The sequence below is a fragment of the Pedobacter rhizosphaerae genome (assembly GCF_900111155.1).
GTDB classification, from domain to species: domain Bacteria; phylum Bacteroidota; class Bacteroidia; order Sphingobacteriales; family Sphingobacteriaceae; genus Pedobacter; species Pedobacter rhizosphaerae.
The window spans coordinates 117,407-143,878 of sequence record NZ_FOGG01000007.1 but is presented as its reverse complement, the minus strand read 5'-3'; the positions used below and the strand labels follow the sequence as shown (position 1 = coordinate 143,878).

Sequence of the window (26,472 nt, the reverse complement as noted above, 5' to 3'; positions counted from 1 at the left end):
TACTTGTATATATAAAGCCAAATATTACCTTATGGACCAAAAATCATTTTTGGATTTACTTACCCGATATAACCAGGGAAATGTCACCGAAGCAGAAAAACTTTGGATCAACAAATGGTACCATAAACTAGGGGATCAAAACCTAAGCGACTTATCTGATTCGGACCTGCAATTGATGGAGGACCGTAGCTGGATAGCGATAGGAAACAAAACACAAAAAATCGATACGCAATATCTTTCCGGGCAAAAACCATCAAAAAGCATTAAACTATGGCGCTATGTGGCCATTGCCGCCTCTATTACCCTTGTTGTATTAATTGGTTTACTTTACACCAGTAATTACAATCAGGCAGAAAGAAGTTTTGTAAATGATAATGATGACTTGGCGCTCATTAATGAAACGAATAATTCTAATCGTCCCATTATAATTTCACTTAGTGATCAATCCAGAATCACTTTGGAGCCTGGCTCCAACATTATTTATCCGAAGGTTTTTGCTGCCGATAAAAGAACGGTGTTCTTAAAAGGAAATGCTTTTTTCTCGGTGAGCAAAAACCCTAAGAAACCTTTTTTGGTGTTTAATGAAAAAGTAGTCGTAAAAGTTCTAGGCACCAGCTTTTTTGTGCGGTCCTCAAAAGATAACCGGGGCGCGCAGGTATCTGTAAGAACGGGTAAAGTGCAGGTAAAAGAAAATGAAAAACGTACCTTATTTTCATTATCGGCCAAAAAACTGGCGAAACCCATTTTGTTAACACCCAATCAAAAAGGGGTATTTGCAAATCATAGCCTCAAAAAAACATTGATAGAAAAACCGCTACCACTTGCTGTGGCCTATAACCGCCCCAGCCATGTTAACTATAATTTCAAGGAAGAAAGTCTGAAGAAAATTTTTGCCACCCTTTCTTGTGCTTATGGTATTGAAATCAGAACCATAGATACCAGGATTTTAGATTACACCTTTACAGGCGATTTAGCAGACAAAGGTTTATATGAGCAATTAGACCTGATTTGCGGATCTATTTCAAGAAAATACACAATCCAGGGAACCAGCATTGTGGTTTCCGACAAAAACTAACCAAAATATATAAAAATTATGATGAGAAAACTAATCCTGAACAGTCCTTAGGCCCGGCCTAACCTTCCTTAATATATTCTTAAATAACAAAGCCGACAATGTGGGGCATTGCCGGCAAGTTAAATACATTTTGAATGTATTAATGGTATTTCTATGTCCAATAAATCCAATCATTTAATGAACAATAACCAAATTTATGAAAAAAAATCAACTTATTTCGCTGGCTATATTTGCAATGAGAAATTCGATTTACCAAATACTTGTAATCATAATATTCACCTGTGCTGCATTTGCAAAAAATGTAGATGCACAGGATTTTCTAAACAAACCAATTTCTATCAGGGCCGAACAAACTGATATGAAAACCATTATTGCCAAAGCCGAATCTTTAGCCGCAGTCAAGTTTGTTTACAGTCCACAGCTCATTAACTCTGAGCGAAAAATTTCTATCAACATTACCAATCAGAAGCTGAGATATTTTTTAGAAAACTCTTTAAAAAAATATGATGTGGGGTACAGGATCGTAAAAGATCAGATTTTACTGTATTCTATTCCGGCCAATAATTCCCTTGAACTCCTTAAATCTTTTGATGGGAGTGTTACAGGAACAGTGACCGATAGTAAAGGAACCGCGCTACCCGGAGTTTCCGTTACAGTGAAGGGAAAAACTATTGGAACCACTACAGATGCAAACGGCCGTTTTGCTTTAAAAGGACTTACCGTTGATAGCCGTGTACTGGTTGTGAGATATGTAGGCTTTATTTCCAAAGAAGTGATCTTATCTCCTGGAAATACAGATGAAAATATCAGCATTAGCCTTTCAGAAGATAACCTCCAGTTAGAAAGTGTAATGGTTACGGGCGGAAATCCAAAGAAAAAGTTAGAGAGCAGTGTGGCATTAACTTCCGTAAGTAATAAGGACATTACCAACAGGGCACCACTAAACAGTACCGATCTGTTGAAAGCCATTCCGGGATTAACGGTAGAAAGTACTGGTGGCGATGGACCTGGAAATGTTTGGGTACGTGGTTTTCCTCAGCAAGGCGGATACATCTTTTTAGGTATTCAGGAAGATGGTTTACCTCTGTTGCCTACCGGATTTAACACCAACCCGTCAATCGATCAATACTATAAAACTGATTTAACCATACAGAATATCGAGGCGATTAGAGGGGGTAATGCTGCCATCATCCAATCCAATACTCCTGGAGCTGTAGTGAATAATATCAGCTATGTTGGGGCAGACAAAGCCTATGGTCAGGTTAAATTGACCTCTGGTTTCTCTCAGGGTTTGTACCGTTTCGACGGAAATACCGGAGGCAAAATCAGCGAGCAGGTAAGGTACAACATTGGGGGTTTCTACCGTACAGACAATGGCGTGGTAGATCAGGGCTTTAGTCCGGCCAACCGTGGGGGTCAACTCAAAGGAAATATGACCTTCAATTTCAAAAATAACAAAGGTTACATCCGCGTTTACGGTAAATACCTGAATGATAAAGTTCAATTTTTGCTAACCAGTTATTATCCCTATGATGGTACAGGCAAGCCTACTACCTACCGCGATTATGACATGGCTTCTCAATCTATTGTTCCATTGCAAACTGAATGGAGCTACACAGATCCGGCAGGGTCGGCCTACAACTTTAGCTTAAAAGATGGTATGCATACCAAACTCGGCTCAGGTGGTTTTCAGTTCAATTATCAAACTGATGGAGGCTGGCAGATTACCAACAATTTCCGCTACCAGAATACACATACCAACTCTACGTACACCGTACCGGCCGGAATAGCAGCCAGAACAGCAGCAACACCCTACTATTATCCTGGTGGTGCAGTAGCCCCATTTGTGAGTGGCGATTATGTGATTACCTCTTCTGCAAACGGCCAGCGCAATAGTGATGTCCAGATTGTGAACTACCTGGATTTGAAAAAAACGGTAAAGAACCACAGCCTGGGTATTGGAGCAGGTATACACCAATATAACCGCGATGATGTAAGATACACCTTCCGCTCGTTTTCTGAATTCAAGGAGCACCCAAGTATCTTATTGCAATCGCCTACAGCAGCCGAAAGAACAGTTCAAACTAAAAATACATTTATTGGCGATACCAGAACTTTGTCGCTATATGCTACCAATGAAATTAAACTTTCAGAACAGTGGCGTTTGGATATCGGAGCCAGAATAGATAATCAGAACGTAAATGGCGATAGACCTTACTATGCGCTAAATGCGAATGGAACGGTGAATACCACGGCTCCCTCTACTCCAACTATTTTAGGCTACACGCCATATGATGAGACCCTAACCAATTGGGCGGCATCATTGGGAGCCAATTATAAGATCAGCAATACCTCTAGTGTATTCGCCAGGGCAACCAAAGCTTACAACGCACCAAATATTGGCGATTATAATGCTTCAGCCTACAATCCGGCAAATATTAAGAAACGCCCGGTATATTTAGGAGAAGTAGGTTTCAAATATGCCAAAAATAATCTGGCCATTTTTGCCTCTGGAAGTTACTCGGCCATAAAAAATACTTCATTAACCATTAACGTGCCTACTGCCGCAGCTGGAACACAAGCATTGGTGGCCTTTGGCTCAACACGCACCTGGAGTGCCGAGTATGAAATATCGTACAAAATAGCCAAGCCGCTCAGTTTAAGGTTAACCGGTACCGTTCAGGATTCTAAATACACAGATTATGAAGCCTCAACCAAAGGAAATGCAGCTGTTATGGCAGAATTTGGCGACCGTATTTACAGTTTTACCGGCAAAAGAACAGAGCGAGTGCCTGTAATTAATACCGAGTTGGGTGCAAATTACGACTACAAAAACTTCAACCTATATGTTTCAGCAACCTATGTGGGTAACCGTTTCACCTCGCCTAGTAATAGCTATAAACTACCAGGATATATTGTTACCAAGGCAGGAGCGGGATATAATTTCACTAAAAAAGTATCAGTAAGATTTTGGGCAGACAACTTGTTAAATGCGAAAGTGCTTACCGAAGGAGATGTGAGGGGTGATCAGTTCAGAGATTTCTCTACGGTAACTCCAGGTACCTTGATGATAGGCAGAACTTTACTTCAACGTACCTTCTGGGGATCATTAGCTTATTCGTTTTAACAATAAAGCCAGGGCGAGGAGTCCTGGCTTTTAAATTTTCAAATCATGACAAATAGAAGAACATTCTTACAGCAGGCTGGAATTTTAACTACAGCTGCAATACTTGGTCCAAGTGGTATCATGGATGCATTTGCACTAAATGCCAAAATTTCTAAAGTGGGTATTGGGCTTTTTACCCTTAGAGAACAGCTTACCGCAGATGTAAAAGCAACCATCACTAAATTAGCAGATATTGGTTATAATCAAGTAGAAACCTATTATGGTTATCCAGGAAAGTATGAAGTAAAAGGATTTTGGGGACTGGATACCAGAGATTTCAAATCCTTACTGCGAGACCATAACCTCAGTTCGCCAAGCGGGCATTATAACACTACAGATTTTCTTTCTACCGGAGATGACAAGGTCATAAAATCGCACATTGAAACTGCTGCAGAGCTGGGGCAGGAGTATTTTGTAATCCCCGCCCTGCCAACACCCATTAGAACTGCGGGTACTTTAGACGATTATAAGAAAATGGCCGCCAGTTTTAATACTGCAGCAGAGTGGTGTCAAAAATCTAACCTTAAGCTGGCTTACCACAATCACAATTTCGAGTTCAAGGACCAGGGAAATGGCGCAACCGGTTTTCAGATCTTACTTCAGGAAACAGACCCGAAGCTGGTAGGATTTGAACTGGATATCTTCTGGGCGGTAAATGCAGGCCTCTCTCCTGTTGATATGTTTAAGAAAAATCCGGGGCGATATAAAATGTTTCATGTTAAAGATATGGATAAGCAGGATAAAAGCGTTTTTACAGAAGTGGGATCAGGTCAGATTGATTTTAAGACGATCTTCTCGGCAGTTGAAACCGCAGGAGTAGACTATATTTTTGCAGAACAAGACATCATAAAAAAAGACCCCTACCAAAGCATTACAGAAAGTTATCAGTACATTAAAAATAAGCTCATCGCAACCAAATAAAAAGCCCGAATGGGCAAGCTTTTCGCCCATTTAGCGATAAAACTAGCCCGATGCACCCTTAATGTACTTTTTACACGAAGAAAATTTCCATCAGAAAAACGATTTATTAATGTCTAAAACACATTTATTTAGCTCTATTTAGAATAATTCTACATGGTAACAATCACATTGCAGACTGATAAATTAACGGTTAAAATTTAATTATTACAGGATATTTTTTCTAATATTACCTATTCAACACGTAGATAACCAATATATAAAATCATAAAAACGATGCATAGAAGAGAAGCACTAAAAAACGTCGCTTTTTTGTTGGGAGGAGCTATCTCAGCAAGCACGATGGGCGTTTTATTCGAAAGTTTCACGCTCCCGGAAAATGAAAAGAACTTTGTTTCGTTTGCAGCAGGAGACGAGAAAATTTTCGCTGAATTTGCCGACATCATTGTCCCAACAACCAAATCATCGGCTGGAGCAAAAGCTGCCGGATTGGGGAAATTTATCCCGATGATGATTCAGGACTGTTATCCAAAGGAAATGCAAACCTCATTTGCCCGAGGATTTCAGGCGCTTCAGGATAAATCAATGAAAGATTTTGGGAAAAAATATCTTGCTTTAACCGTTCCCGAACGCACAAAGTTAATGATAGATTTAAGAGCGATTTCACTGGCACAAAAAGAAACCAAGTCAGAGGAAAACAAAGACCTGGTTTACTTTTTCATTACCGCTAGAGATTTAACACTATTGGGTTATTATTCTTCAGAGATTGGTTGCACCAAAGCCCGCGAATACGTGGCTATTCCTGGCCGATATGACGGGGCAGCTAAGCTTAAACCTGGTCAAAAATCTTGGGCAACCTAATAACTAGCATAATAATAACAACGAACAAAACATCATGAATTTAAATACAAATTTAAAAGCAGAGAACACATACGATGCTATTGTTATAGGATCGGGGATTAGTGGCGGCTGGGCTGCAAAAGAGCTTACAGAAAAAGGTTTACGCGTGCTCATGCTCGAAAGAGGAATGAACATCGAACACATTACAGGATATGAAACGGCAATGAAAAACCCTTGGGAGTTTAAACATGCCGGTAAACTGACTGAAGAACAAAAACGTACCCACCCGGTACAAAAAAGAGATTACCCATACCAGGAAGCCAATGAAAAATGGTGGGTAAACGACTTAGAATGTCCTTATACCGAAGACAAACGTTTCGATTGGTACCGTGGTTTCCACGTAGGCGGAAAATCGTTGATGTGGGGCCGTCAAAGCTACCGTTTGAGCGATCATAACTTTGAGGATAATGCAAAAGACGGTCACGGTAACGATTGGCCACTCCGCTACAAAGAGCTTTCTCCATGGTATGATTATGCAGAGCGCTTTGCCGGAATCAGTGGTTCTAATGAAAACTGGCCAACTTGTCCTGACGGACAGTTCTTACCGCCAATGGATCTTAACATTGTAGAGAAATCGGTAAAAAAACGCATTGAGGAACACTATAAAAGAGAGCGTATCATGATGATTGGCCGTGTAGCCAATTTAACTGTTCCGCATAAAGGTCGTGGTAACTGCCAATACCGTAACTTATGCAGCCGTGGTTGTCCGTTTGGGGCTTATTTCAGCACCCAATCTTCTACCCTTCCGGCGGCAATGGCTACAGGAAAGCTTACCCTCAGGCCCTACTCTATTGTTAACCACATCATTCACGATAAGGATACCAAAAAAGCAAAAGGTGTAATGGTTATTGATGCTGAAACCAACAAAACCATGGAATTCTATGCCAAAATTATCTTTGTTAATGGTTCTACATTGGGTTCTACCTTCATTTTATTAAACTCTACTTCAGACGCACATCCAAATGGTTATGGAAATGGTAGCGGTCAATTGGGCCATAACTTAATGGATCACCACTTCCGTTGTGGCGCATCTGGCGAGGCTGAAGGCTTTGATGATAAATACACTTATGGCCGCCGTGCCAATGGTATTTATGTACCAAGATACCAGAACATTGGAAACGATAAACGTGATTACTTACGTGGTTTCGGTTACCAGGGTGGTGCCAGCAGATCTAACTGGCAAAATGATGTGGCTGAGTTATCATTCGGTTCGGGCTTGAAAGAAAAAATGACCAAACCAGGCAAATGGTCAATGGGCCTTGGTGGATTTGGTGAAATGCTTCCTTACTACGAAAACAAAGTTTACATCGATAAAACCAAAAAAGACAAATGGGGACAACCTGTATTGGCTATCGACTGCGAATACAAAGAGAACGAGAAGAAAATGCGTGTTGATATGATGAATGATGCTGCAGAAATGCTGGAAAAAGCAGGCATGAAAAATATCAAAACATACGATAACGGCTGTTATCCAGGTATGGCTATCCACGAAATGGGTACAGCCAGAATGGGTAACGATCCTAAAACTTCTGTGTTAAATAAATGGAACCAGATGCACGAGGTAAGCAACGTATTTGTAACTGATGGATCATGTATGCCTTCAATCGCTTGTCAAAACCCATCGTTAACATTTATGGCATTAACTGCACGTGCAGCTGACTATGCCGTTAAAGAACTAAAGAAAAATAACCTGTAATAGGTTAAAGGCCTAAGGTAAAAGGTTTAGGGTGTAAACTCAGGCGCTTCTACCTTATGCCTTTTATCATAAAACATAAACTAAGGCTAGAGACTTAAGATAAATTGCGACGTAAAAATCCAAGCACAAAATCTTAAGCCTCAAACCCAAAACCCTATTTAAGGTGCTGGGTATAAGTTAAAGGCCTGGGGTAAAGAAGCCCTATACCTTAAACCTTACGCCCCAAACCCTTTATTTTATGAAAAGAAAATTGAGAATGGGCATGATAGGCGGTGGAAAAGACGCCTTTATCGGTGCCGTACATCGTTTGGCTGCCAACATGGATGGCCTCATTGAATTAACTGCAGGAGCATTAAGTGTACACCCGGAAGTAGGATACGAATCGGGTAAATTACTTTTTCTTCCAGACAACCGGATTTATACCAGTTATGAAGAAATGCTTAACAAAGAAAGCGAACTCCCGGCAGATGAGCGCATTGACTTTGTAACTATCGTTACCCCTAACTTTGCCCACTTTGCACCCGCAATGATGGCCCTGGAAAAAGGCTTTAACGTAGTGATAGAAAAACCAATGACCTTAACTCTAGAAGAGGCTAAAAAGCTAAAGGCTAAAGTAGAGGAAACTGGCCTAACACTTTGTTTAACCCATACCTATTCTGGATATCCAATGGTTAAACAGGCTAAGCAAATGGTAGCTGAAGGTGCTTTAGGTGCCATCAGAAAAATCATTGTAGAATATCCGCAAGGCTGGCTAAGCACCCTTTCTGAAAGAGAAGGGAATGCGCAGGCTGCCTGGCGTACAGACCCATCTAAAACCGGTAAAAGCGGAAGCATGGGCGATATCGGAACACATGCCGCACATCTTGCAGAATATATTTCAGGACTAAAAATCACTAAAATCTGTGCCGATCTGAACATTGTAGTGCCAGGAAGGGCTATTGATGACGATGGAAATGTATTGTTAAAATTCGACAATGGTTCTAACGGTATTTTAATCGCATCGCAGATTGCAGCCGGTGAAGAAAACGCATTAAAAATCAAGGTTTATGGTGAAAAAGGTGGCTTAGAATGGCACCAGATGGAACCCAATACCATGATCGTAAGATGGTCTAATGCCCCTGCACAAATCTACAGAACAGGAAATGGCTACATGGGCAGTTTTGCACAGCACAATACCCGTACGCCTGGTGGGCATCCGGAAGGATATTTAGAAGCTTTCGCCAACATTTACAGAAATTTTGCACTCACCGTAGATGCTAAATTAAATGGCGAACAGCCAACAGCAGAAATGCTGGATTTCCCAACAACTGAAGATGGTGTAAGAGGAATGGCTTTTATTGAAAATGTAGTGGCCTCCAGTCAATCAGACCAAAAATGGTTAGATTATAAACTTTAACAATCAATCATGACAACTTTAAAAGGACCTGGTGTTTTCCTGGCGCAGTTTATAAGCGATGAAGCACCCTTTAATTCCTTAGATAATATCTGTAAATGGGCCGCAGGTTTGGGTTTCAAAGGCATTCAGATGCCTACGCTTGACACTCGCTTTATCGATCTTCAAAAAGCAGCAGAGAGTAAAACCTATGCCGATGAACTTAAAGGTAAAATCGCATCTTACGGATTAGAAATCACCGAACTTTCTACGCATTTACAAGGACAGCTAGTAGCTGTTCATCCTGCCTATGATGATCTCTTTGATGCCTTTGCACCCAAAGAAGTTCATAAAAACCCAAAAGCCAGAACAGAGTGGGCTGTGCAGCAAATGAAATATGCGGCCAAGGCCTCACAGAATTTAGGTTTAAATGCACATGCTACCTTCAGTGGATCTTTACTTTGGCAATATTTCCATCCATGGCCTCAGCGCCCTGCAGGATTGGTTGAGGAAGGATTCGCAGAATTAGCCAAACGCTGGACACCAATCTTAAACGAATTTGATAACTGCGGTGTAGATGTTTGCTATGAAATCCACCCCGGAGAAGACTTATTCGATGGTGAAACCTATGAAATGTTTCTCGCAGCAGTAAATAATCACCCAAGAGCGTGTTTATTATACGATCCATCACATTTTGTACTTCAGCAACTGGATTACATTCAGTACATCGATTTCTATCACGAACGCATAAAAGCTTTCCATGTAAAAGATGCTGAGTTTAACCCAACCGGCAAGCAAGGGACATTTGGTGGCTATCAAAGCTGGGCAAACAGAGCCGGGCGTTACCGTTCGCCGGGTGATGGACAAGTAGACTTCAAAACCATTTTCAGCAAATTGGCACAGTATGATTTTAAAGGCTGGGCCGTAATGGAATGGGAATGTTGCATCAAAAATCAGGAAGATGGAGCAAGAGAAGGATCTGAATTTATCCAAAAACATATTATCAATGTAACCGATAAGGCTTTTGATGATTTTGCTGCTTCAGGCAGCGATAGCGCTTTCAACAAGAGAATCCTGGGCTTACAAGAATAACAGAATAAATAATGGAATGAGCTTTGATAAGCATTAACTAACAAAACAATTGTTGAAGTATCATTCAAAAACAATCACACACATGAAAAGAACATTTTTAATTTTAAGCGCTGTTGTTATTTTAATGGCATCGTTTGCAAAAGCAGATTTGAGCAAAGAGAAGGCGGTAGTTGCAACGGCAACATTAAGTAATCATGCCTTACAAATGAGTGCAGGAGAAAAACTGATCAACAAATCAGATTGTATCGGTTGCCACAACAAAGTCAACAAAATTATCGGCCCTTCGTACGTAGATATTGCTAAAAAGTATCCTGCAACAGAGAAAAACATTAATTATCTGGCCGATAAAATCATCAAAGGAGGTACTGGCGTTTGGGGAAATATGCCCATGACTGCTCACGCAACATTGAAAAAAGATGACGCCAAACTAATGGTAAAATATATCTTATCACTGAAAAAGAAATAATACCTAACATCATACCTATTTACTAAGAATGAAAACAGAGCAAGAAAAAAGCACGACTAACCGCCGTGATTTTATCAAAACCAGTGCAATTGCGGCGGCAGCCTTTATGATTGTACCCCGCCATGTTTTAGGCGGACCCGGATATTTAGCACCAAGCGACCGTTTGTTGGTTGCCGGGATCGGTGCCGGAGGCAAAGGCCAGAGCGATATCGCCATGTTTGCTAAAAGTGGTAAAGCCGACATCGCTTTCTTATGCGATGTAGACGACCGCAGAGCTGCAAACAGCGTTAAAGCTTTCCCTAAAGCCAAGTACTACAAGGATTGGAGAGAAATGTTGGATAAAGAGCATAAAAATATCGATGCCGTATCTGTCTCTACTCCTGATCATAACCATGCCATTCAAGCCCTTGCAGCAATGCAGTTGGGTAAGCACGTGTATGTTCAAAAACCACTTACTCATGATATCTATGAAGCCCGTATTTTGACCGCAGCAGCAAAAAAATACAAAGTGGTAACCCAAATGGGTAATCAGGGGGCTTCAAACGATGGTCCGCGCCAAATGAAAGAGTGGTATGAAGCTGGATTAATTGGCGACGTACACACGGTTTATGCCTGGACCAACAGACCTGTTTGGCCACAAGGTATTCCATGGCCATCGCAGAAAGCCGAAATTCCTAAAGAATTAGACTGGAACTTATGGCTAGGTACTGCTCCTGAGAAGGATTATGTGGATAAACTGGTTCCATTTAACTGGCGTGGCTGGTGGGATTACGGCACCGGTGCACTAGGCGATATGGGCTGTCACTTAATTGAAGCGCCGTTCAGCGTACTAAATCTGAAATATGCCAAAGAGGTTGAGGCCAGTGTGGGCTCTGTTTATGTAGATGAATTCAAACGTGGGTACTTCCCGGAAAGTTGCCCTCCTTCAAGCCATGTTACCCTTAAATTTCCTAAAACGGAAAAAACCAAAGGTGATGTTACTTTACACTGGATGGACGGTGGTATTCAACCAGAACGTCCGGCAGAATTAGAAGCTAACGAAACGTTTGGCGATGGTGGTAATGGTACTTTATTCATAGGTACTAAAGGAAAGATGATGAGTGAAACCTATAGTGCCAACCCTAAACTTTTACCGCTGAGCAGAAACAAAGACATTAAAGTTCCTGAAAAATATGCACGGGTTAAGGGCGGAGCAGATGGTCACTATGCACAATGGGTAGAAGCTGCAATTGCAGGTTATGGCAAGCAGGAAGTAAGTTCTCCATTCGAAATTGCAGGTCCTTTAACAGAGGCACTCTTGATGGCGAATTTAGCCATCAGAAGTTTCGATATTCAGAAAACAGTAAATAATAAGGTAACTTATCCTGGCCGTTACATGAAAATGCTTTGGGATAACGACAACATGAAAATTACCAATTTTGATGAAGCTAACCAGTTCGTAAAACGCGAATATCGCAAAGGCTGGAATAATTTAACTCTATAACACACACAAACCACCTGAGCTTCCCCGTTTAGGTGGTTTAACTTTAAAATAATGAAAAAGATAATCCTTTCTGCTTGTATCCTACTTGCAGTAACACAAATATCAAATGCACAAAAAGGCTTCAAACCCCTTTTTGATGGTAAAACAACTACTGGTTGGCACACCTATAACAAAACTGCTGTAGGTAGCGCCTGGCAGGTGCAAGACGGTGCACTACACTTAGATCTTGCTACAAAAGGAAAAGATGGTGGTGGTGACCTGGTAACGGATAAAGAATATGGCGATTTCCATTTAAAATACGATTGGAAAGTGGCTCCAAAGGCAAACAGCGGGTTAATTTTTTATGTACACGAGGAACCTAAATACCATGCTACCTACTCTACCGGACTAGAAATGCAGGTAATTGACAACGACGGGCACCCGGATGGAAAAATTACCAAACACCGTGCAGGTGATTTATACGACCTGGTAAAAAGCACATCTGAGCCAGTAAAACCTGTTGGCGAATGGAACAAAGCAGAAATCATCAGCAAAAAAGGTAAATTAACATTAATCCTAAATGGTGTTAAAGTAGTAGAAACAACCCTTTGGGATGAAAACTGGAAAACTTTAATCGCCGGAAGCAAATTCAAAAACTGGGAAAACTGGGGAACTTTCAAAAAGGGAAAAATTGCATTACAGGATCACGGAGACGAGGTTTGGTATAAAAACATTTCGATCAAAGAACTATAATTAATGGAAAATGTAGCAGGGATAATGTATAATGTGAATATTACCCTCCCTGTTACATTTTCTTTGTTGTTTTATAAGGTTTGTGGATTAAAATCCAGCACCTTTCATCCATTTTACATTTTTATAAGTAGATTAGGTGGTTAAATTCACCGAAACTTTTTACATTTTAAACAATTCCTAACCAAATGAATAGCACTACTCGCTTCAAGCTTTCTACCATGATGTTTCTAGAATTTTTTATCTGGGGTTCATGGTTTGTAACCATGGGAACCTACCTGGGAAAAAATCTATTATCAAACGATGTGCAGATTGGATCGGCTTACAGCACCCAGTCATTGGGGGCTATTATAGCTCCATTTATCATCGGATTAATCGCAGATAAGTTCTTCTCTGCACAAAAAGTTTTAGGTGTTTTGCATTTAGTTGGTGGCGTACTCTTATGGGTTGCCGGAACTTCTTTAAATTTCGATGGTTTCTTCCCATTCATATTGGGCTACATGATTGCTTATATGCCAACATTGGCCTTAGTAAACTCCATTTCCTTCAAACAGATGAAAGATCCGGGAAAAGAATTCCCTTCTATCAGGGTTTTCGGAACCATTGGATGGATTATTGCCGGGCTGGTTATTGGCTGGTTAAACTGGGAGCAAAGTGGAAACCTGGTATTAACTTTCAAAATGGCCTCCATCGCTTCTATCATTTTAGGATTATTAAGCTTTTTCTTACCGGATACCCCTCCTGTTAAAAAAGGAGAGAAAACAACCTTTGGTGAAATCATCGGTTTGGATGCGATTGGCTTACTTAAAAATAAATCGTATTTATTGTTCTTTCTGGCATCTGTAGCCATCTGTATCCCATTGGCATTTTATTACAATTTCACTAACCCATTCCTCAATGAGGTAGGGATGAAAGGAGCAGCCGGAGTTCAATCTTTAGGACAAGTTTCTGAAACCTTATTTATGCTCCTAATGCCTTTATTCTTTGCCCGCCTGGGCGTGAAAAAGATGCTGGCTATCGGCATGATTGCCTGGGTAGTGCGTTACCTGTTTTTTGCATTCGGAAATGCCGATACCAACTACTGGATGTTAATCGGTGGAATTGTACTCCACGGGATATGCTATGACTTTTTCTTCGTTACCGGACAAATTTATACAGATAGACTGGCGGGAGAAAAATTCAAAAGTGCTGCTCAGGGATTTATCACTTTAGCTACTTACGGTGTAGGTATGTTAATCGGTTCAATCATTTCTGGTATGGTTGTGAACAAATATGTTGTAGAAGGAGGTCATATCTGGCAAAGCATCTGGATTATTCCAGCAGGAATTGCGGCGCTGGTAGCCCTGTTGTTCATCCTTTTCTTCAGCGATAAAAATAAATCAGTTACAGAAGCTAACACCCTATAATCATGTCTTCAACACTCAACAGAAGAAATGCTTTAAAAAATATACTTGCAGGAACCGCAGCTATTGGGGTTTCTGCAAATCTCTCTGCCCTCGCTATGGATTCACCCTCATCAGAACAGCCGCTAAAGCTGAAAGGAAATATTAACCATTCGGTTTGTCGCTGGTGTTTCAGCGGTTTAGATGTAGAAACACTTTGTGTAGAAGCAAAGAAAATCGGGATCAAAGGAATTGATTTGGTTGGCCCTAAAGATTGGCCAATCCTCAAGAAACACGGCCTGGAATCTACCATGTGTAACGGTGCCGAAATTAATCTGGTGGATGGTTTTAACGACGAGAAATTTCACGAGAAATTAATCAAGAACTACTCAGAGATGATTCCACTGGTAGCTGCAGCGGGTTATAAAAACTTAATTTGTTTCAGTGGAAACCGCAGAGGTAAAGACAATGAAACAGGTTGGAACAATTGTGTTAAAGGCTTAAAACAGCTGATGCCATTGGCAGAAAAACACAAGGTAACCCTGGTAATGGAGCTGCTAAACAGTAAAATCAATCATAAAGACTATCAATGCGATACCAGCGCCTGGGGTGTTGAATTATGTAAACGTCTGGGATCTGAAAACTTCAAGCTGCTTTATGATATCTACCACATGCAAATTGATGAAGGAGATGTGATCAGGACCATTAAAGATAACCACCAGTATATTGCACATTATCATACTGCTGGCGTACCAGGCAGAAATGAAATTGATGACACACAGGAATTATATTACCCCGCCATCATGAAAGCCATTGTCGAAACCGGCTTTAAAGGTTTCGTAGCTCAAGAATTTATACCCAAAAACGAAGACAAATTGGCTTCCCTGAAAAAGGCAATCTCAATTTGTGATATTTAAAAATACCCTTATGTTATCAAGAAGAAGTTTTATATTAAACAGTAGTATGGCTGCAGCAGCTGCACTTTTAGTTCCATCATTCGCTTGTATGTCAAACGACAAGAGAGCCATTGGTTTACAACTATATTCTTTGAGAGATGAACTTCCCAAAGATGTAAAAGGAACGATAGAAAAAGTAGCTAAAGCAGGTTTCAAAGAAGTAGAAACTTATGGTTTTTCAATCAAAGATCAATTCTGGGGACTATCGCCTGAAGCGTTTAAAAAACTTCTTGATGCCAATGGTTTAACCTCCCCTAGCGGTCATTACGGTTTAGGTACTTTTTTAACTGATGGAAATACCGATGAACTTAAAGCAGCAATTGCAGCAGCTAAAGTACTCGGAAGTGAATATGTTACCATTCCCTGGTTAGATGAGAGCATCAGAAAAACTGCCGATGATTATAAAAAGATTGCCTTGAAAATTAACGAAGCAGGAAAATTGACAAAAGAAGCAGGAATCAGAATCGCTTACCATAACCACAACTTCGAATTTGACAAACAAGGTGATACAACCGGTTATGAAATCCTATTAAAAAACACCGATAAAAACCTGGTTGATTTTGAGCTGGACCTCTACTGGGTGGCTCGCTCAGGAAATGATCCAATTAAATTATTCACAGAAAACCCTGGCCGCTTTACCATGTGGCATGTGAAAGATATGGATAAAACCGATCCAGCTTTAAATGCCGAAGTAGGTACCGGATCCATTGATTTCAAACCTATTTTTGCCGATGCCAAACTTTCAGGCATGAAGCATTTCTTTGTAGAGCATGAAACCAATTATAAGCCTAATCCAATGGAATCAGTAGCGGCAAGTTGCGCTTATATCCAGAAAAACTTAATTTAAGCATGAATTCAAGAAGAGCTTTCCTCCAGCAAGCAGGAATTTTAGCCGCGGCAACCATTATAGCACCTTCTTTTGCATTTACTAAAGGCAGTAAGCAAATTGGCTTACAACTTTACTCCTTAAGGGATGAGCTGCCTAAAGATGTGAAGGGAGTAATTGAAAAGGTTGCTGCAGCAGGATATAAAGAAGTAGAAACCTATGGTTATAATAATGGCCAGTTTTTTGGATTGAGCGTTGCTGAATTTAAAAACCTGCTAAAAGCCAATGGCTTAACTGCCCCAAGCGGCCACTATGGTATGGATCAGTTTTCCAAAACTGGAAAAACTGATAATTTAAAGGCGGATATTGAGGCTTGCGCCAATCTTGGTGGTGAATATTTTACCATTGCGGGTGCCCATGTAGATATGAGTAAAGGTGTTGACGGCTTCAAAAAGGTAGCTAACGATTTTAATCAGGTAGCGAGCCTGGCGAAGGCTTCAGGATTGAAATTCGCCTACCACAACCATGATTTTGAATTTAAAAAATTAGGCGATACCACCGGTTACGATGTTTACCTACAGGAAACTGATAAAAACCTGGTAAACTTCGAAATGGATTTATACTGGGTTGTTCGTTCAGGGAATGATCCTATGAGACTATTCAAAGCTTATCCTGGCCGTTTCCCCATGTGGCACGTAAAAGATATGGACAAAACCAATCCCGCTCTGAATGCAGAAATTGGTAGCGGTTCTATTGATTTCAAATCTATCTTTGCCCAGGCAAAGCAATCTGGTATGAAACACTTTTTCGTAGAACACGAAACCAACTACAAACCTGATCCGATTGGCTCAATTACAACCAGCTGTTCCTATATCAAATCCAGCCTGATTTAAGCCATCGCCGACCATATTACACCTCATTCGATTTATTGGCAATATCCAGCAGAATATTGTCAATAAATTGATTTCTAAATTTGACCAGGCGTAATCGGGGATTACTTATTAATTCATGAATAAACAGACCTTATGAATTCAAGCATACAAATCTGAATTTATCGTCTATTCTTTCCAAACTATATCCTTAGTGCTAAAGTCCTGTACCACCCTTTATATCAGCATTTAAAATAATCAGGATGGATAATTTTCCTGGGTTTTCCTTTTTATCAAAGTGATAAAGAATGCGAACTTTTGATCTCTCATTTTAAAATAAAGCTAAGAAAAGGACAGCTAAGGAGATGAATTGTAAATCAAAAAGGACTGCACAACTTTTCAAGCATGGGAAAATAACACCTGCTGAGTTAGCGAAATAAGAATATAAGCAAAATTTTCTGCATATTTGGAATTATATAAAATTAATAACCAAAGTAATAATTTAAAATTAAAATGAAAGTAGCAGTTGTAGGTGCAACCGGATTGGTAGGCACTGTAATGTTAAAAGTATTGGAGGAAAGAAATTTCCCTTTGACAGAGTTGATTCCCGTGGCATCAGAAAAGAGCGTTGGTAAGGAAATTACTTTTAAGGGTAAGAAGTTCCCAATCGTTAGCATGGACACTGCAATCAGCATGAAACCAGATATCGCGTTGTTCTCTGCGGGTGGTAATACTTCATTGGAGCATGCTCCGCGTTTTAAAGAAGCTGGAACTACTGTTATTGACAACTCTTCTGCATGGAGAATGGATCCTGCAATTAAATTAATTGTACCAGAGGTAAATGCGCATGAACTTTCAATCGATAACAAAATTATCGCCAACCCGAACTGTTCAACCATTCAGATGGTAGTAGTTTTAAAACCTTTACACGATAAATATAAAATCAAACGTGTAGTGGTTTCAACTTACCAGTCGGTTACCGGAACTGGTGTAAAAGCTGTTGAACAGTTAATGAATGAACGCAAAGGTGTTGATGGACCAAAAGCCTATCCGTACGAAATTGATTTAAATGTTCTTCCTCATATTGATGTTTTCACAGAAAACGGATATACCAAGGAAGAGATGAAAATGGTTAAAGAAACCAATAAAATCATGAGTGATGAGACTATCAGGGTTACTGCAACAACTGTTCGAATTCCAGTAATGGGAGGTCATTCCGAATCAGTAAACATTGAGTTTGAAAATGATTTCGATTTAGCTGAAGTACGTAGTATTTTAGAAAAGTCACCAGGTATTATCGTTGTAGACGATGTAGCCAACTTAAAATATCCGATGCCTAAAGACGCACACGAAAAAGATGAAGTTTTTGTTGGACGTATCCGCAGGGATGAGTCAGCACCGAAGGCTTTAAACCTTTGGATTGTTGCCGATAACTTACGCAAGGGCGCAGCAACAAACGCTGTTCAAATTGCAGAATATCTTTTAGAAAAAGAATTGGTTTAAAACAACCTTCAGTTTAAAACGCCTGTGAGTAGAAATATTCACAGGTTTTTTTATGCCGCTTTTAAGGGGGGTAAGGCAAAGGGTATATGGTTTAAGCTTCAAATCTTGATACTCAATAAAACCATCTTGATACTTGATACTAGCATCTTGATACTAAAAACCTGGTATACATATAAAAAAGTGATTACAATACGTTGAACTAGATGACGAAGCCTTATTTTTGGCATCTTTCCTTCCACTAAAATTGTTTAGATACCTCATGAGAGCCTTAAGATCATTCATCATATCCATATTTTTATTTTCCGCTATTGCCGCTTCTGCACAAAATAAAATCCAAAACATAGAACGGGCTTTCAATAACTTTCTTAACGACGAGCAAACCAGGCATGCCATGGCCTCACTCTGTGTACTGGATGCTAACTCCGGAAAAGTACTTTATGCCAAAAACGATCAGATTGGACTAGCTACAGCCTCAACCTTAAAAACCATTACGGCGGCAAGCGCTTTTAGCCTTCTGGGAAAAGATTTTCAATTCCAAACTACCTTGAGCTATTCAGGAAACATTACCGCAGAAGGAACCTTAAAAGGAAACCTGATCATTGCGGGCAGTGGCGACCCTACTTTAGGCTCATGGCGTTATCAAAACAAAGAAAATGTAGTTTTAAACCAATGGGTTGAAGCCATCCGAGCAGCAGGGATTAAAAAAATTGAAGGCGCAATTATCGGCGACGACCGCATTTTCGGCACACAAACCACTCCAGAAGGCTGGGTTTGGCAGGATATAGGTAATTATTATGGCGCAGGCACATCAGGATTAGCCTGGAGAGAAAACCAGTTCGACATTCATTTAAAACCTGGCAGCAGTACTTCAGATGATGCCCGGGTAATTAAAACCGTTCCGGAAACGCCGTATATACAAATTGTAAACGAACTCAAAACCGGAGCATCGGGAACCGGAGACCGGTCCTACGCCTTTCTTCCTCCTTATAGTAACGTTGCCTATTTACGTGGAAGCTGGGGCTTAGGTATTGGAAAATCAGGAATCTCTGTAGCGCTGCCCGACCCTGCTTTTGATTGTGCCTACAGGCTCCAGGATACCTTGAAGAGATTAGGCATCACCACTTCACAGACAGCAACAACTGCCAGACTACTTTCCTTAAACAACCAAAATACCCCAAATGCAACACAGAAAATAAGTACCATTACCTCCCCCACCTTAAGCGAGATGGCTTACTGGTTTTTAAAGAAAAGTATCAACCTGTATGGAGAAAGCTTATTAAAAACGATGGCCTTAAAATCAGGAAAAGCCGCCACAACAGCCAAAGGTGCGGAAACGGAAATCAACTTCTGGGCAGCGAAGGGTATAGATAAAAGTGCCTTAAATATTATCGATGGAAGTGGCCTTTCTCCCGGCGACCGCATAACTACCAATGCCATGGCCAATGTACTCTACCTCATTCAGAAGGAAAACTGGTTCCAGGATTTTTATAAAGCACTGCCTGAATATAATGGCATGAAAATTAAAAGCGGTACCATTAATGATGTATCAGCTTTTGCCGGCTACCATACTGATGGTGCTGGAAATAAATATGTTATTGTGATTAACGTGAACAATTATAGCGGCAGCGGAATCAACAAAAAGCTATTTAGGGTACTTGATGAGCTCAAATAACTACATGATGCTTGTTTGCTGTTTATCTGATTTACACCAACAGAAAGCAACATCAGTTTCCATTTCTATGGCAAAAAGCTAATATTGTCGGTTACAACCAACAATATTAACTGTTTTTTGTACACTTGAACCAACAAAATGAAACCTTTAAAGAGCCGCTTTGCTGAGACAACAAATACCTGCCTTAAAAAACCTAGCTCAATGGCCTGATCTGAAGTTCAATACCTGCTTCAGTAAGAGCCCTTTTAACATCAATCATGGCTTCAGTACGCACTTCACCGGCTACAGATAAATCTGCTACCCAAATAAGGGTACGAATACCAATCGAATATTCTCCAAAGTCCTGGATAATAATTACCGGCTTAGGCAGTTTCAATACCTTTTCATTCAGGGCAAGCTTATCCGCAATAAGTTTACGCACAGCTTCAACATCGGCACTGTAAGGTATGCCAATTGTAAATTCCATTCGCTTACTCCTGTCCTGCATTGTCCAGTTAATCAGGTGTTGAGATAACAAATCACCATTCGGGACAATAATATCAGATCCTTCAGCACTGTGAATCTTACTCGACCTCACTCCGATCTCCTTCACCACACCAGATTTGGTTCCAATTTCAATCTGATCTCCAATCTGAATAGGCCGCTCAAAAGCAATAATGACTCCCGAAACCAGGTTATTAACAATATTCTGCAAACCAAATCCGATACCTACACCCAAAGCACCTAACATAATAGAAAGCTTATCAATCGGGATGCCTGCAGCTGCTACCGCAATGAGAAAACCTACAGTCCAAATCGCCAGGCGAATCAACAGCATCATCGAATTAAGTCCGCTTCTTTTTCCACCCGCTACAGCCTTTTCATGACCAAAGAAAAAGCTGATAAAGCTAGAGATTACAGAAGAAAGCCAGATAATGCAGATGAAAATGGCAATACTTGCAAAGGTAAACTTGTAGCTTCCTATGCTTCTAGTTTCATAGAAAAAATTAGCAGTTGACGTGGTTAATAAATCATAAAGGGTAATGCTCCTCACGAAGGAAATAAAGAAAACCAACGAAGCCAATACCCATAAATACCTTTGAAGGCGATGCTGAAGTGATTTATAGTTAATAAAATCAGAGAAACGGCTGGATTGGTAGGCCTCAGTTTGCATATAAATGGCCTCTAGCACTATGTTGCAAAATACTTTTAAGGTAATCCCCAACATCAGGCATTCTACCGCACTTACCCCAAATATTTTTGCAAGCGACAAACGCCCTGTAAGGTTAAAAAACAGAGAAAGAGCCACTTGAATCACTGTAAAAACACTCAATGCCTTCGTGGCTGGAGAAGATTCCATAGCCTTAAGTAAGCCCTCCTTGCTTCGATAAATTTTAACACAGATCGCCAGCAATAAAATGCCGGCCATAAAAAGTCCCCAACGCTCTCCAAATGCAGCATCCAGTAAAATATCATCTATGGCGTAAAATACCCAGAGCACGCAGAGACTAAACCACATCAATCTCCCCTGTTGGGTTAAAAATGTTGGCAAAATTAAACACAGCGTTAACAGTCTAAGAAGCTCCAGCAAATGCAACAGAGACATTGTTGGGTTGCCAAAAAGAAAAGGCACATAGGTAAAAAACGCAAAAAGTGACCCGATTACCACCTTTCCATTCAAAAATTTAACCTGACGAAGAATACTTTCAGCATCCTCCAGCTTCTTGATTCGGCGCATGTTCGATATCATCCAGACCGTTAATACCCCGAAAATAAAAAGGCTCAATACAACAATAGAAATCTTGCCTGCAAGATAGATCTTAATAATCCTGAATGATCTTTGGAAGGCATTGCCTATAATTTGCAAAAACGGATCTTCATAGTCAGCAGGTTTTGCTTCAAATAAGGGAGCCACCTCTCTAGACCACATGCTAATCTTTTTCGAAATAGAAAGGTATTGCATATCAGAAGCCAGATTTTTAGTCTGTAAAAAGGCTACAGAAATCCTGCTATTGAGCAAGTTAATATTATTGAGCGCCTTTAACTGTTCTGTTGCCAGCCTTTTACCCTCTACTAAAATTTCCTGTTGCTGCGTACGTAAAGTCGAATCTTCAACCTCTACCTTTAAACCTGCATCGCTAAGTATTTTTTTAAGGGCGGCATTACTTTTTGTAAGCTGTTCGGCATAGCCTGATAAAGTGGTTTTATAATCAGATAAATTTTCAGATACCTCGGCCAACAAAATGACCGAACTGTTCAAACTCCTTAAATTCATTTTGGAGCTATTCTTTTCAAACCGGGTTTTAAAGCCCTTTACCTTTTTCTCCAAACCTGGTAATGCCAGTTTAATCGCACTCACATCATATTCCCGTTGTAAAAGAAACCTGTTGCGATCAATAGAAAAATTGTAAGTTTCAATTTTATTAACCAATACAGGCACCTGACTTTCATCAAGATCATTGGTATCTATTTTAGCCTTTTTTGGATGATGCTCTTGAGCACAAACGGTTTGAAAAAGAAAAGACAATACAATAACTAAAAAAATATAGCCACTATTTCTTAAAAAATTCTTGAAGAACATACAGGTTCGCAATAAAATATATAATGAGTAAGAGGGGAAACGCAAAATTAAACTAAAACATCTATTAATCTAATTTTAATATGTTAAAACAGGACGCATCAATCAAAAGAAATCAACTTGACTAAAAAAAAGGAGATTACAAACATAATCTTAGCTTTGACAGTTACTCTATTCTACCTTTAAAGATAATATGCCAGAAAAATACCAATACGGTGATCATGTCCACCTCCTGTCAGATGCTTTTTACATGCCCCAACTAAACAGATATCGTAAAATTCAGATTTATCTCCCGAAAGGCTACAACAAGTCTGAAAAAAGATACCCGGTAATTTATATGCAAGATGGGCAACAGGTTTTCCACACACAGCCACCCAGAAATAATGAATGGGCCGTAGATAAATTGGTAGACGAGCTCATCCGCTCGGGAAGTGAAGAAAGGATTGTTGTGGGCATTTATCACAATGAAGAAAAAAGGTTTAACGAATATAGTCCCTTCAATGGAGAACATGGCCAGGCTGAAGGAACTGCTTATGCAGCGTTTATAGCTGAAACACTTAAACCCTTTGTAGATGAAAATTATCGAACACTAACCGATAGCCAAAACACTGCAATTGCAGGAGGATCGCTGGGCGGATTGATATCCCTTTACACCATTGCCAGCTATCCTGAGGTTTTTGGATCTGCCGGGATATTCAGTCCATCACTTTGGTACGCGCCAGAAATTTTCCAATACATTGCCGAAAGACGTGCAGATCTTCAGCAACATCAAATTTATTTCGTTGTTGGCGGTAAAGAAGGTGAAACCATGATTAATGAGGTACTGCGCATGTACCAGCTCATTAATCCAGATCACAGCAATCCGAATATCCTGGTATCGAATCCAGCAGATGGCAGGCACAAGGAGTGGTTTTGGCACCGGGAATTTGCAGCTTTTTATCAATTTATCAACAAATAATTGTTAAATTATCTGTACTATGTCCTAAAGATCAGCAAATCTCTATACTCTATACTAAGTACTGACTATTAGTACGAACTACTCTTCAAAAACACTTTATTTATTTAAAAAATATACTAACTTTGATGTTGCGCTTAGTAATTGTACTTTATACACTAAGCAGGTTAAAAAAACATTAAAAAATCAAATAAAAATGAGCATAATCGTTAATGTCCATGCGAGACAAATCCTCGATTCAAGAGGAAATCCAACAGTAGAAGTAGAAGTTGTAACAGAAAACGGTGCTTTTGGCCGTGCAGCTGTACCTAGTGGTGCTTCTACCGGGCAATATGAAGCTGTTGAATTACGTGACGGGGATAAATCTACATATTTAGGTAAAGGTGTTTTAAAAGCTGTTGAAAATGTAAACACTAAAATTGCAACTGCATTAAGAGGTGTTGATGTTTTCGAGCAAAACGCTATCGATAAAATTATGTTAGACCTTGATGGCTCTGAGAACAAAGGTAACTTAGGTGCCAATGCTATTTTAGGCGTTTCTTTAGCTGTAGCAAAAGCTGCTGCTGATGAAATTGGTCAACCATTATACCGTTACATTGGTGGTGTTAATGCCAACACTTTACCAATTCCAATGATGAACATCATCAACGGTGGTTCTCACTCTGATGCACCTATCGCATTCCAGGAATTTATGATTATGCCTGTTGGCGCACCATCATTCTCTGAGGCTTTACGTTGGGGAACTGAAGTATTCCATAGCTTGAAGAAAATCCTTCACGATAGAGGTTTATCAACTGCTGTTGGAGACGAAGGTGGTTTCGCACCAACTTTCGACGGTACTGAAGATGCAATTGAAACCGTTTTAAAAGCAATTGAAACTGCTGGTTATACTCCAGGTTCACAAATCTGTTTAGCTTTAGACTGTGCTTCTTCTGAGTTCTACAAAGATGGTAAATATGACTATACTAAATTTGAAGGTGATAAAGGTGCCATTCGTTCAAGCGAAGAGCAAGCACAATACTTAGCTGATCTTTCTGCTAAATATCCAATTATCTCAATTGAAGATGGTATGGACGAAAATGACTGGGCTGGATGGAAAACATTAACAGAAAAAGTTGGTGACCGCGTTCAGTTAGTAGGTGATGATTTATTCGTAACCAACGTAACGCGTTTACAACGTGGAATTGATGAAGATACTGCTAACTCTATCTTGGTAAAAGTTAACCAAATCGGTTCTTTAACTGAAACCATTAACGCGGTAACTTTAGCTCAAAACAGTGGTTATACCTCAGTAATGAGTCACCGTTCTGGAGAAACTGAAGATGTGACCATCGCCGATTTAGCAGTTGCTTTAAACTGTGGTCAAATCAAAACCGGTTCAGCTTCACGTTCAGACAGGATTGCAAAATACAATCAATTATTACGCATTGAAGAAGAATTAGGTGAAAATGCACGTTTCATCGGAAAAAACTTCAAATACGCTAAAAAATAATAGCATTGCCAATGGTTTAAGCCATCGACCATTATCCAATTGTTAATAAGTTGAAAAACTTATTTGCACAGCATCCGGAGATTTCAAATCTTCGGATGTTTTTGTTTACATTTACATCCTTTCCAGGCATTAGCCCATTGCAAAAGAACTAACCCTGGCCTTAAGAGTATTGCTGTAGATGATGACAACGATTTTTAAAGACAACCAGATGAAACGACTCATAGATCTTTTCCGGAATAAATATTTCCTGGCAACGGTTGCCTTTGCCTTGTGGATGCTATTTTTCGACAAGAATGACATGATTTCACAATACGAATATCGCAGTCAGGCCAATAAATTACAGGAAGAAAAAGAATACTTCGAAAAAGAAACTTTCCAGATTAAGAAAGACCTCAACGAGCTGAATACCAACCTCAATACTGCCGAAAAGTTTGCCCGTGAAAAGTACTTCATGAAAAAAGATAATGAAGATGTTTTCGTAATCATCAAGGAAGAAAAGAAAGACTAGGACAGTTCTTAGTTGGCAGTTCTCAGTTTGCAGTTGCATAATGCTCAGTTGAACAATTAAGCAATTACCCAACTCACCAATCAACCTCCCGATGCTCCACATCCTCTACATCATTGCCATCACCGCCGAAGCCATGACCGCCGCACTCTCTGCAGGCAGACGAGATATGGATTGGGTTGGAGTCTGCATCATTGCCTGGGTTACCGCCTTGGGGGGAGGAACAGTCAGAAATGTTCTGTTTGGCCATTATCCCATGAGCTGGGTAGAACATCCTGAATATCTCATTATCACAGCAGCTGCAGCCTTACTGGCCGCTTTTATTGCCTCGGTAATGACTAAGCTAAAGAAGCTATTTCTATATCTGGATGCACTGGGCTTAGTGGTTTTTACCATTATCGGATGTCAGGTAGCACAACAAATCCACTTACCCTATTTAATTGTGCTCTTTAGCGGAATGATTACCGGATGCGCCGGAGGTGTACTTCGTGATGTATTGTGCAATGAAATCCCCCTCCTGTTCCGAAAAGAAATCTATGCCAGCGCAGCTATCGTAACCGGAGCGGTATATATCGGTGTTGAACATTTCCAGGGCAGTGAAATGCTGGCAACCGGACTGGCAGCGATTGTTGGATTAGCCCTAAGGCTACTTTCTATCAAATACGAATGGCAAATGCCTAAGTTTGTGTACCGTGATGAATGGCACTGATATGTCCTTAGTCTGAGGTCTTGAGTGCTCAGTCTGGTTTAGGAGGAACAAAGAGAAAGGAGCAAACGAAAAAGAGCAAAGAATAAAGAACCAAGACCAGAACCTTCCCCCCATAAATTCTTAATATTGAATCAAGCTGAAAGCCATCT

The 26,472-nt window shown here is 40.1% G+C and carries 21 protein-coding genes; 20 read left to right on the top strand and 1 reads right to left on the bottom strand.

Annotated elements, in window-relative coordinates; genetic code table 11:
• The first annotated feature begins 31 nt into the window (after positions 1–31).
• From BMX11_RS07815 to dacB, 16 genes are all read left to right on the top strand, one after another.
• Entirely contained in the window at positions 32–1,075 is a 1,044-nt protein-coding gene (locus BMX11_RS07815) for a FecR family protein (protein ID WP_090883180.1), read from the top strand.
• Between the two features lie 196 nt (positions 1,076–1,271).
• On the top strand, positions 1,272–4,202 hold the full coding sequence (locus BMX11_RS07810) for a TonB-dependent receptor (protein WP_090883178.1): 2,931 nt from the start codon (positions 1,272–1,274) through the stop codon (positions 4,200–4,202).
• 45 nt (positions 4,203–4,247) lie between these two features.
• Positions 4,248–5,162, top strand: a complete 915-nt coding sequence (locus tag BMX11_RS07805) for a sugar phosphate isomerase/epimerase family protein (protein WP_090883176.1) — start codon at positions 4,248–4,250, stop codon at positions 5,160–5,162.
• 273 nt (positions 5,163–5,435) lie between these two features.
• Positions 5,436–6,020, top strand: a complete 585-nt coding sequence (locus BMX11_RS07800; RefSeq protein ID WP_090883174.1) for a gluconate 2-dehydrogenase subunit 3 family protein — start codon at positions 5,436–5,438, stop codon at positions 6,018–6,020.
• A gap of 34 nt (positions 6,021–6,054) precedes the next feature.
• A complete protein-coding gene (locus tag BMX11_RS07795) occupies positions 6,055–7,755 on the top strand; it encodes a GMC oxidoreductase (protein WP_175474505.1) in 1,701 nt (566 codons plus the stop codon).
• Positions 7,756–7,993: 238 nt separating this feature from the next.
• Positions 7,994–9,151: a Gfo/Idh/MocA family protein gene (locus BMX11_RS07790; RefSeq protein WP_090883169.1), complete on the top strand. Its 1,158-nt coding sequence runs from the start codon at positions 7,994–7,996 to the stop codon at positions 9,149–9,151.
• A gap of 9 nt (positions 9,152–9,160) precedes the next feature.
• Positions 9,161–10,219 (top strand): sugar phosphate isomerase/epimerase family protein, encoded by a 1,059-nt coding sequence (locus BMX11_RS07785; RefSeq protein ID WP_090883167.1) that lies wholly within the window; start codon positions 9,161–9,163, stop codon positions 10,217–10,219.
• 82 nt (positions 10,220–10,301) lie between these two features.
• Positions 10,302–10,685 carry a c-type cytochrome gene (locus tag BMX11_RS07780; RefSeq protein ID WP_090883165.1) on the top strand — a complete coding sequence of 128 codons (384 nt, stop codon included), beginning with the start codon at positions 10,302–10,304 and terminating at the stop codon, positions 10,683–10,685.
• Positions 10,686–10,713: 28 nt separating this feature from the next.
• A complete protein-coding gene (locus BMX11_RS07775) occupies positions 10,714–12,168 on the top strand; it encodes a Gfo/Idh/MocA family protein (protein ID WP_090883164.1) in 1,455 nt (484 codons plus the stop codon).
• Positions 12,169–12,219: 51 nt separating this feature from the next.
• Positions 12,220–12,900, top strand: coding sequence for a 3-keto-disaccharide hydrolase (locus tag BMX11_RS07770; RefSeq protein WP_090883162.1), 681 nt, complete (start codon positions 12,220–12,222; stop codon positions 12,898–12,900).
• A 185-nt stretch (positions 12,901–13,085) separates the two neighbouring features.
• Positions 13,086–14,303: a nucleoside permease gene (locus tag BMX11_RS07765; protein ID WP_090883160.1), complete on the top strand. Its 1,218-nt coding sequence runs from the start codon at positions 13,086–13,088 to the stop codon at positions 14,301–14,303.
• Between the two features lie 2 nt (positions 14,304–14,305).
• Entirely contained in the window at positions 14,306–15,196 is an 891-nt protein-coding gene (locus tag BMX11_RS07760) for a hydroxypyruvate isomerase family protein (protein WP_090883158.1), read from the top strand.
• Positions 15,197–15,206: 10 nt separating this feature from the next.
• Positions 15,207–16,082, top strand: a complete 876-nt coding sequence (locus BMX11_RS07755; protein ID WP_090883156.1) for a sugar phosphate isomerase/epimerase family protein — start codon at positions 15,207–15,209, stop codon at positions 16,080–16,082.
• A 2-nt stretch (positions 16,083–16,084) separates the two neighbouring features.
• A complete protein-coding gene (locus BMX11_RS07750) occupies positions 16,085–16,954 on the top strand; it encodes a sugar phosphate isomerase/epimerase family protein (protein ID WP_090883154.1) in 870 nt (289 codons plus the stop codon).
• A 489-nt stretch (positions 16,955–17,443) separates the two neighbouring features.
• Positions 17,444–18,433, top strand: a complete 990-nt coding sequence (locus BMX11_RS07745) for an aspartate-semialdehyde dehydrogenase (RefSeq protein ID WP_090883152.1) — start codon at positions 17,444–17,446, stop codon at positions 18,431–18,433.
• 259 nt (positions 18,434–18,692) lie between these two features.
• The gene (gene dacB, locus BMX11_RS07740; RefSeq protein ID WP_090883150.1) at positions 18,693–20,105 is read left to right on the top strand and encodes a D-alanyl-D-alanine carboxypeptidase/D-alanyl-D-alanine endopeptidase; all 1,413 of its coding nucleotides are present in this window, start codon (positions 18,693–18,695) and stop codon (positions 20,103–20,105) included.
• 193 nt (positions 20,106–20,298) lie between these two features.
• Here the strand turns inward: dacB and BMX11_RS07735 are convergent, their stop codons facing one another.
• The gene (locus BMX11_RS07735) at positions 20,299–22,665 is read right to left on the bottom strand and encodes a mechanosensitive ion channel family protein (RefSeq protein ID WP_090883148.1); all 2,367 of its coding nucleotides are present in this window, start codon (positions 22,663–22,665) and stop codon (positions 20,299–20,301) included.
• A gap of 190 nt (positions 22,666–22,855) precedes the next feature.
• On the opposite strand from BMX11_RS07735, the gene BMX11_RS07730 reads away from it, so the two are divergent.
• The 4 genes from BMX11_RS07730 (at position 22,856) to BMX11_RS07715 (ending at position 26,323) form a co-directional block, all read left to right on the top strand.
• Positions 22,856–23,620, top strand: a complete 765-nt coding sequence (locus BMX11_RS07730) for an alpha/beta hydrolase (protein WP_090883146.1) — start codon at positions 22,856–22,858, stop codon at positions 23,618–23,620.
• Between the two features lie 193 nt (positions 23,621–23,813).
• Positions 23,814–25,109, top strand: coding sequence for a phosphopyruvate hydratase (eno, locus tag BMX11_RS07725; protein ID WP_090883144.1), 1,296 nt, complete (start codon positions 23,814–23,816; stop codon positions 25,107–25,109).
• A gap of 208 nt (positions 25,110–25,317) precedes the next feature.
• Complete coding sequence (locus BMX11_RS07720) at positions 25,318–25,617, top strand: FtsB family cell division protein (RefSeq protein WP_090883339.1); 300 nt, start codon at positions 25,318–25,320, stop codon at positions 25,615–25,617.
• Between the two features lie 91 nt (positions 25,618–25,708).
• Complete coding sequence (locus tag BMX11_RS07715; RefSeq protein ID WP_090883142.1) at positions 25,709–26,323, top strand: trimeric intracellular cation channel family protein; 615 nt, start codon at positions 25,709–25,711, stop codon at positions 26,321–26,323.
• Positions 26,324–26,472 lie beyond the last annotated feature (149 nt).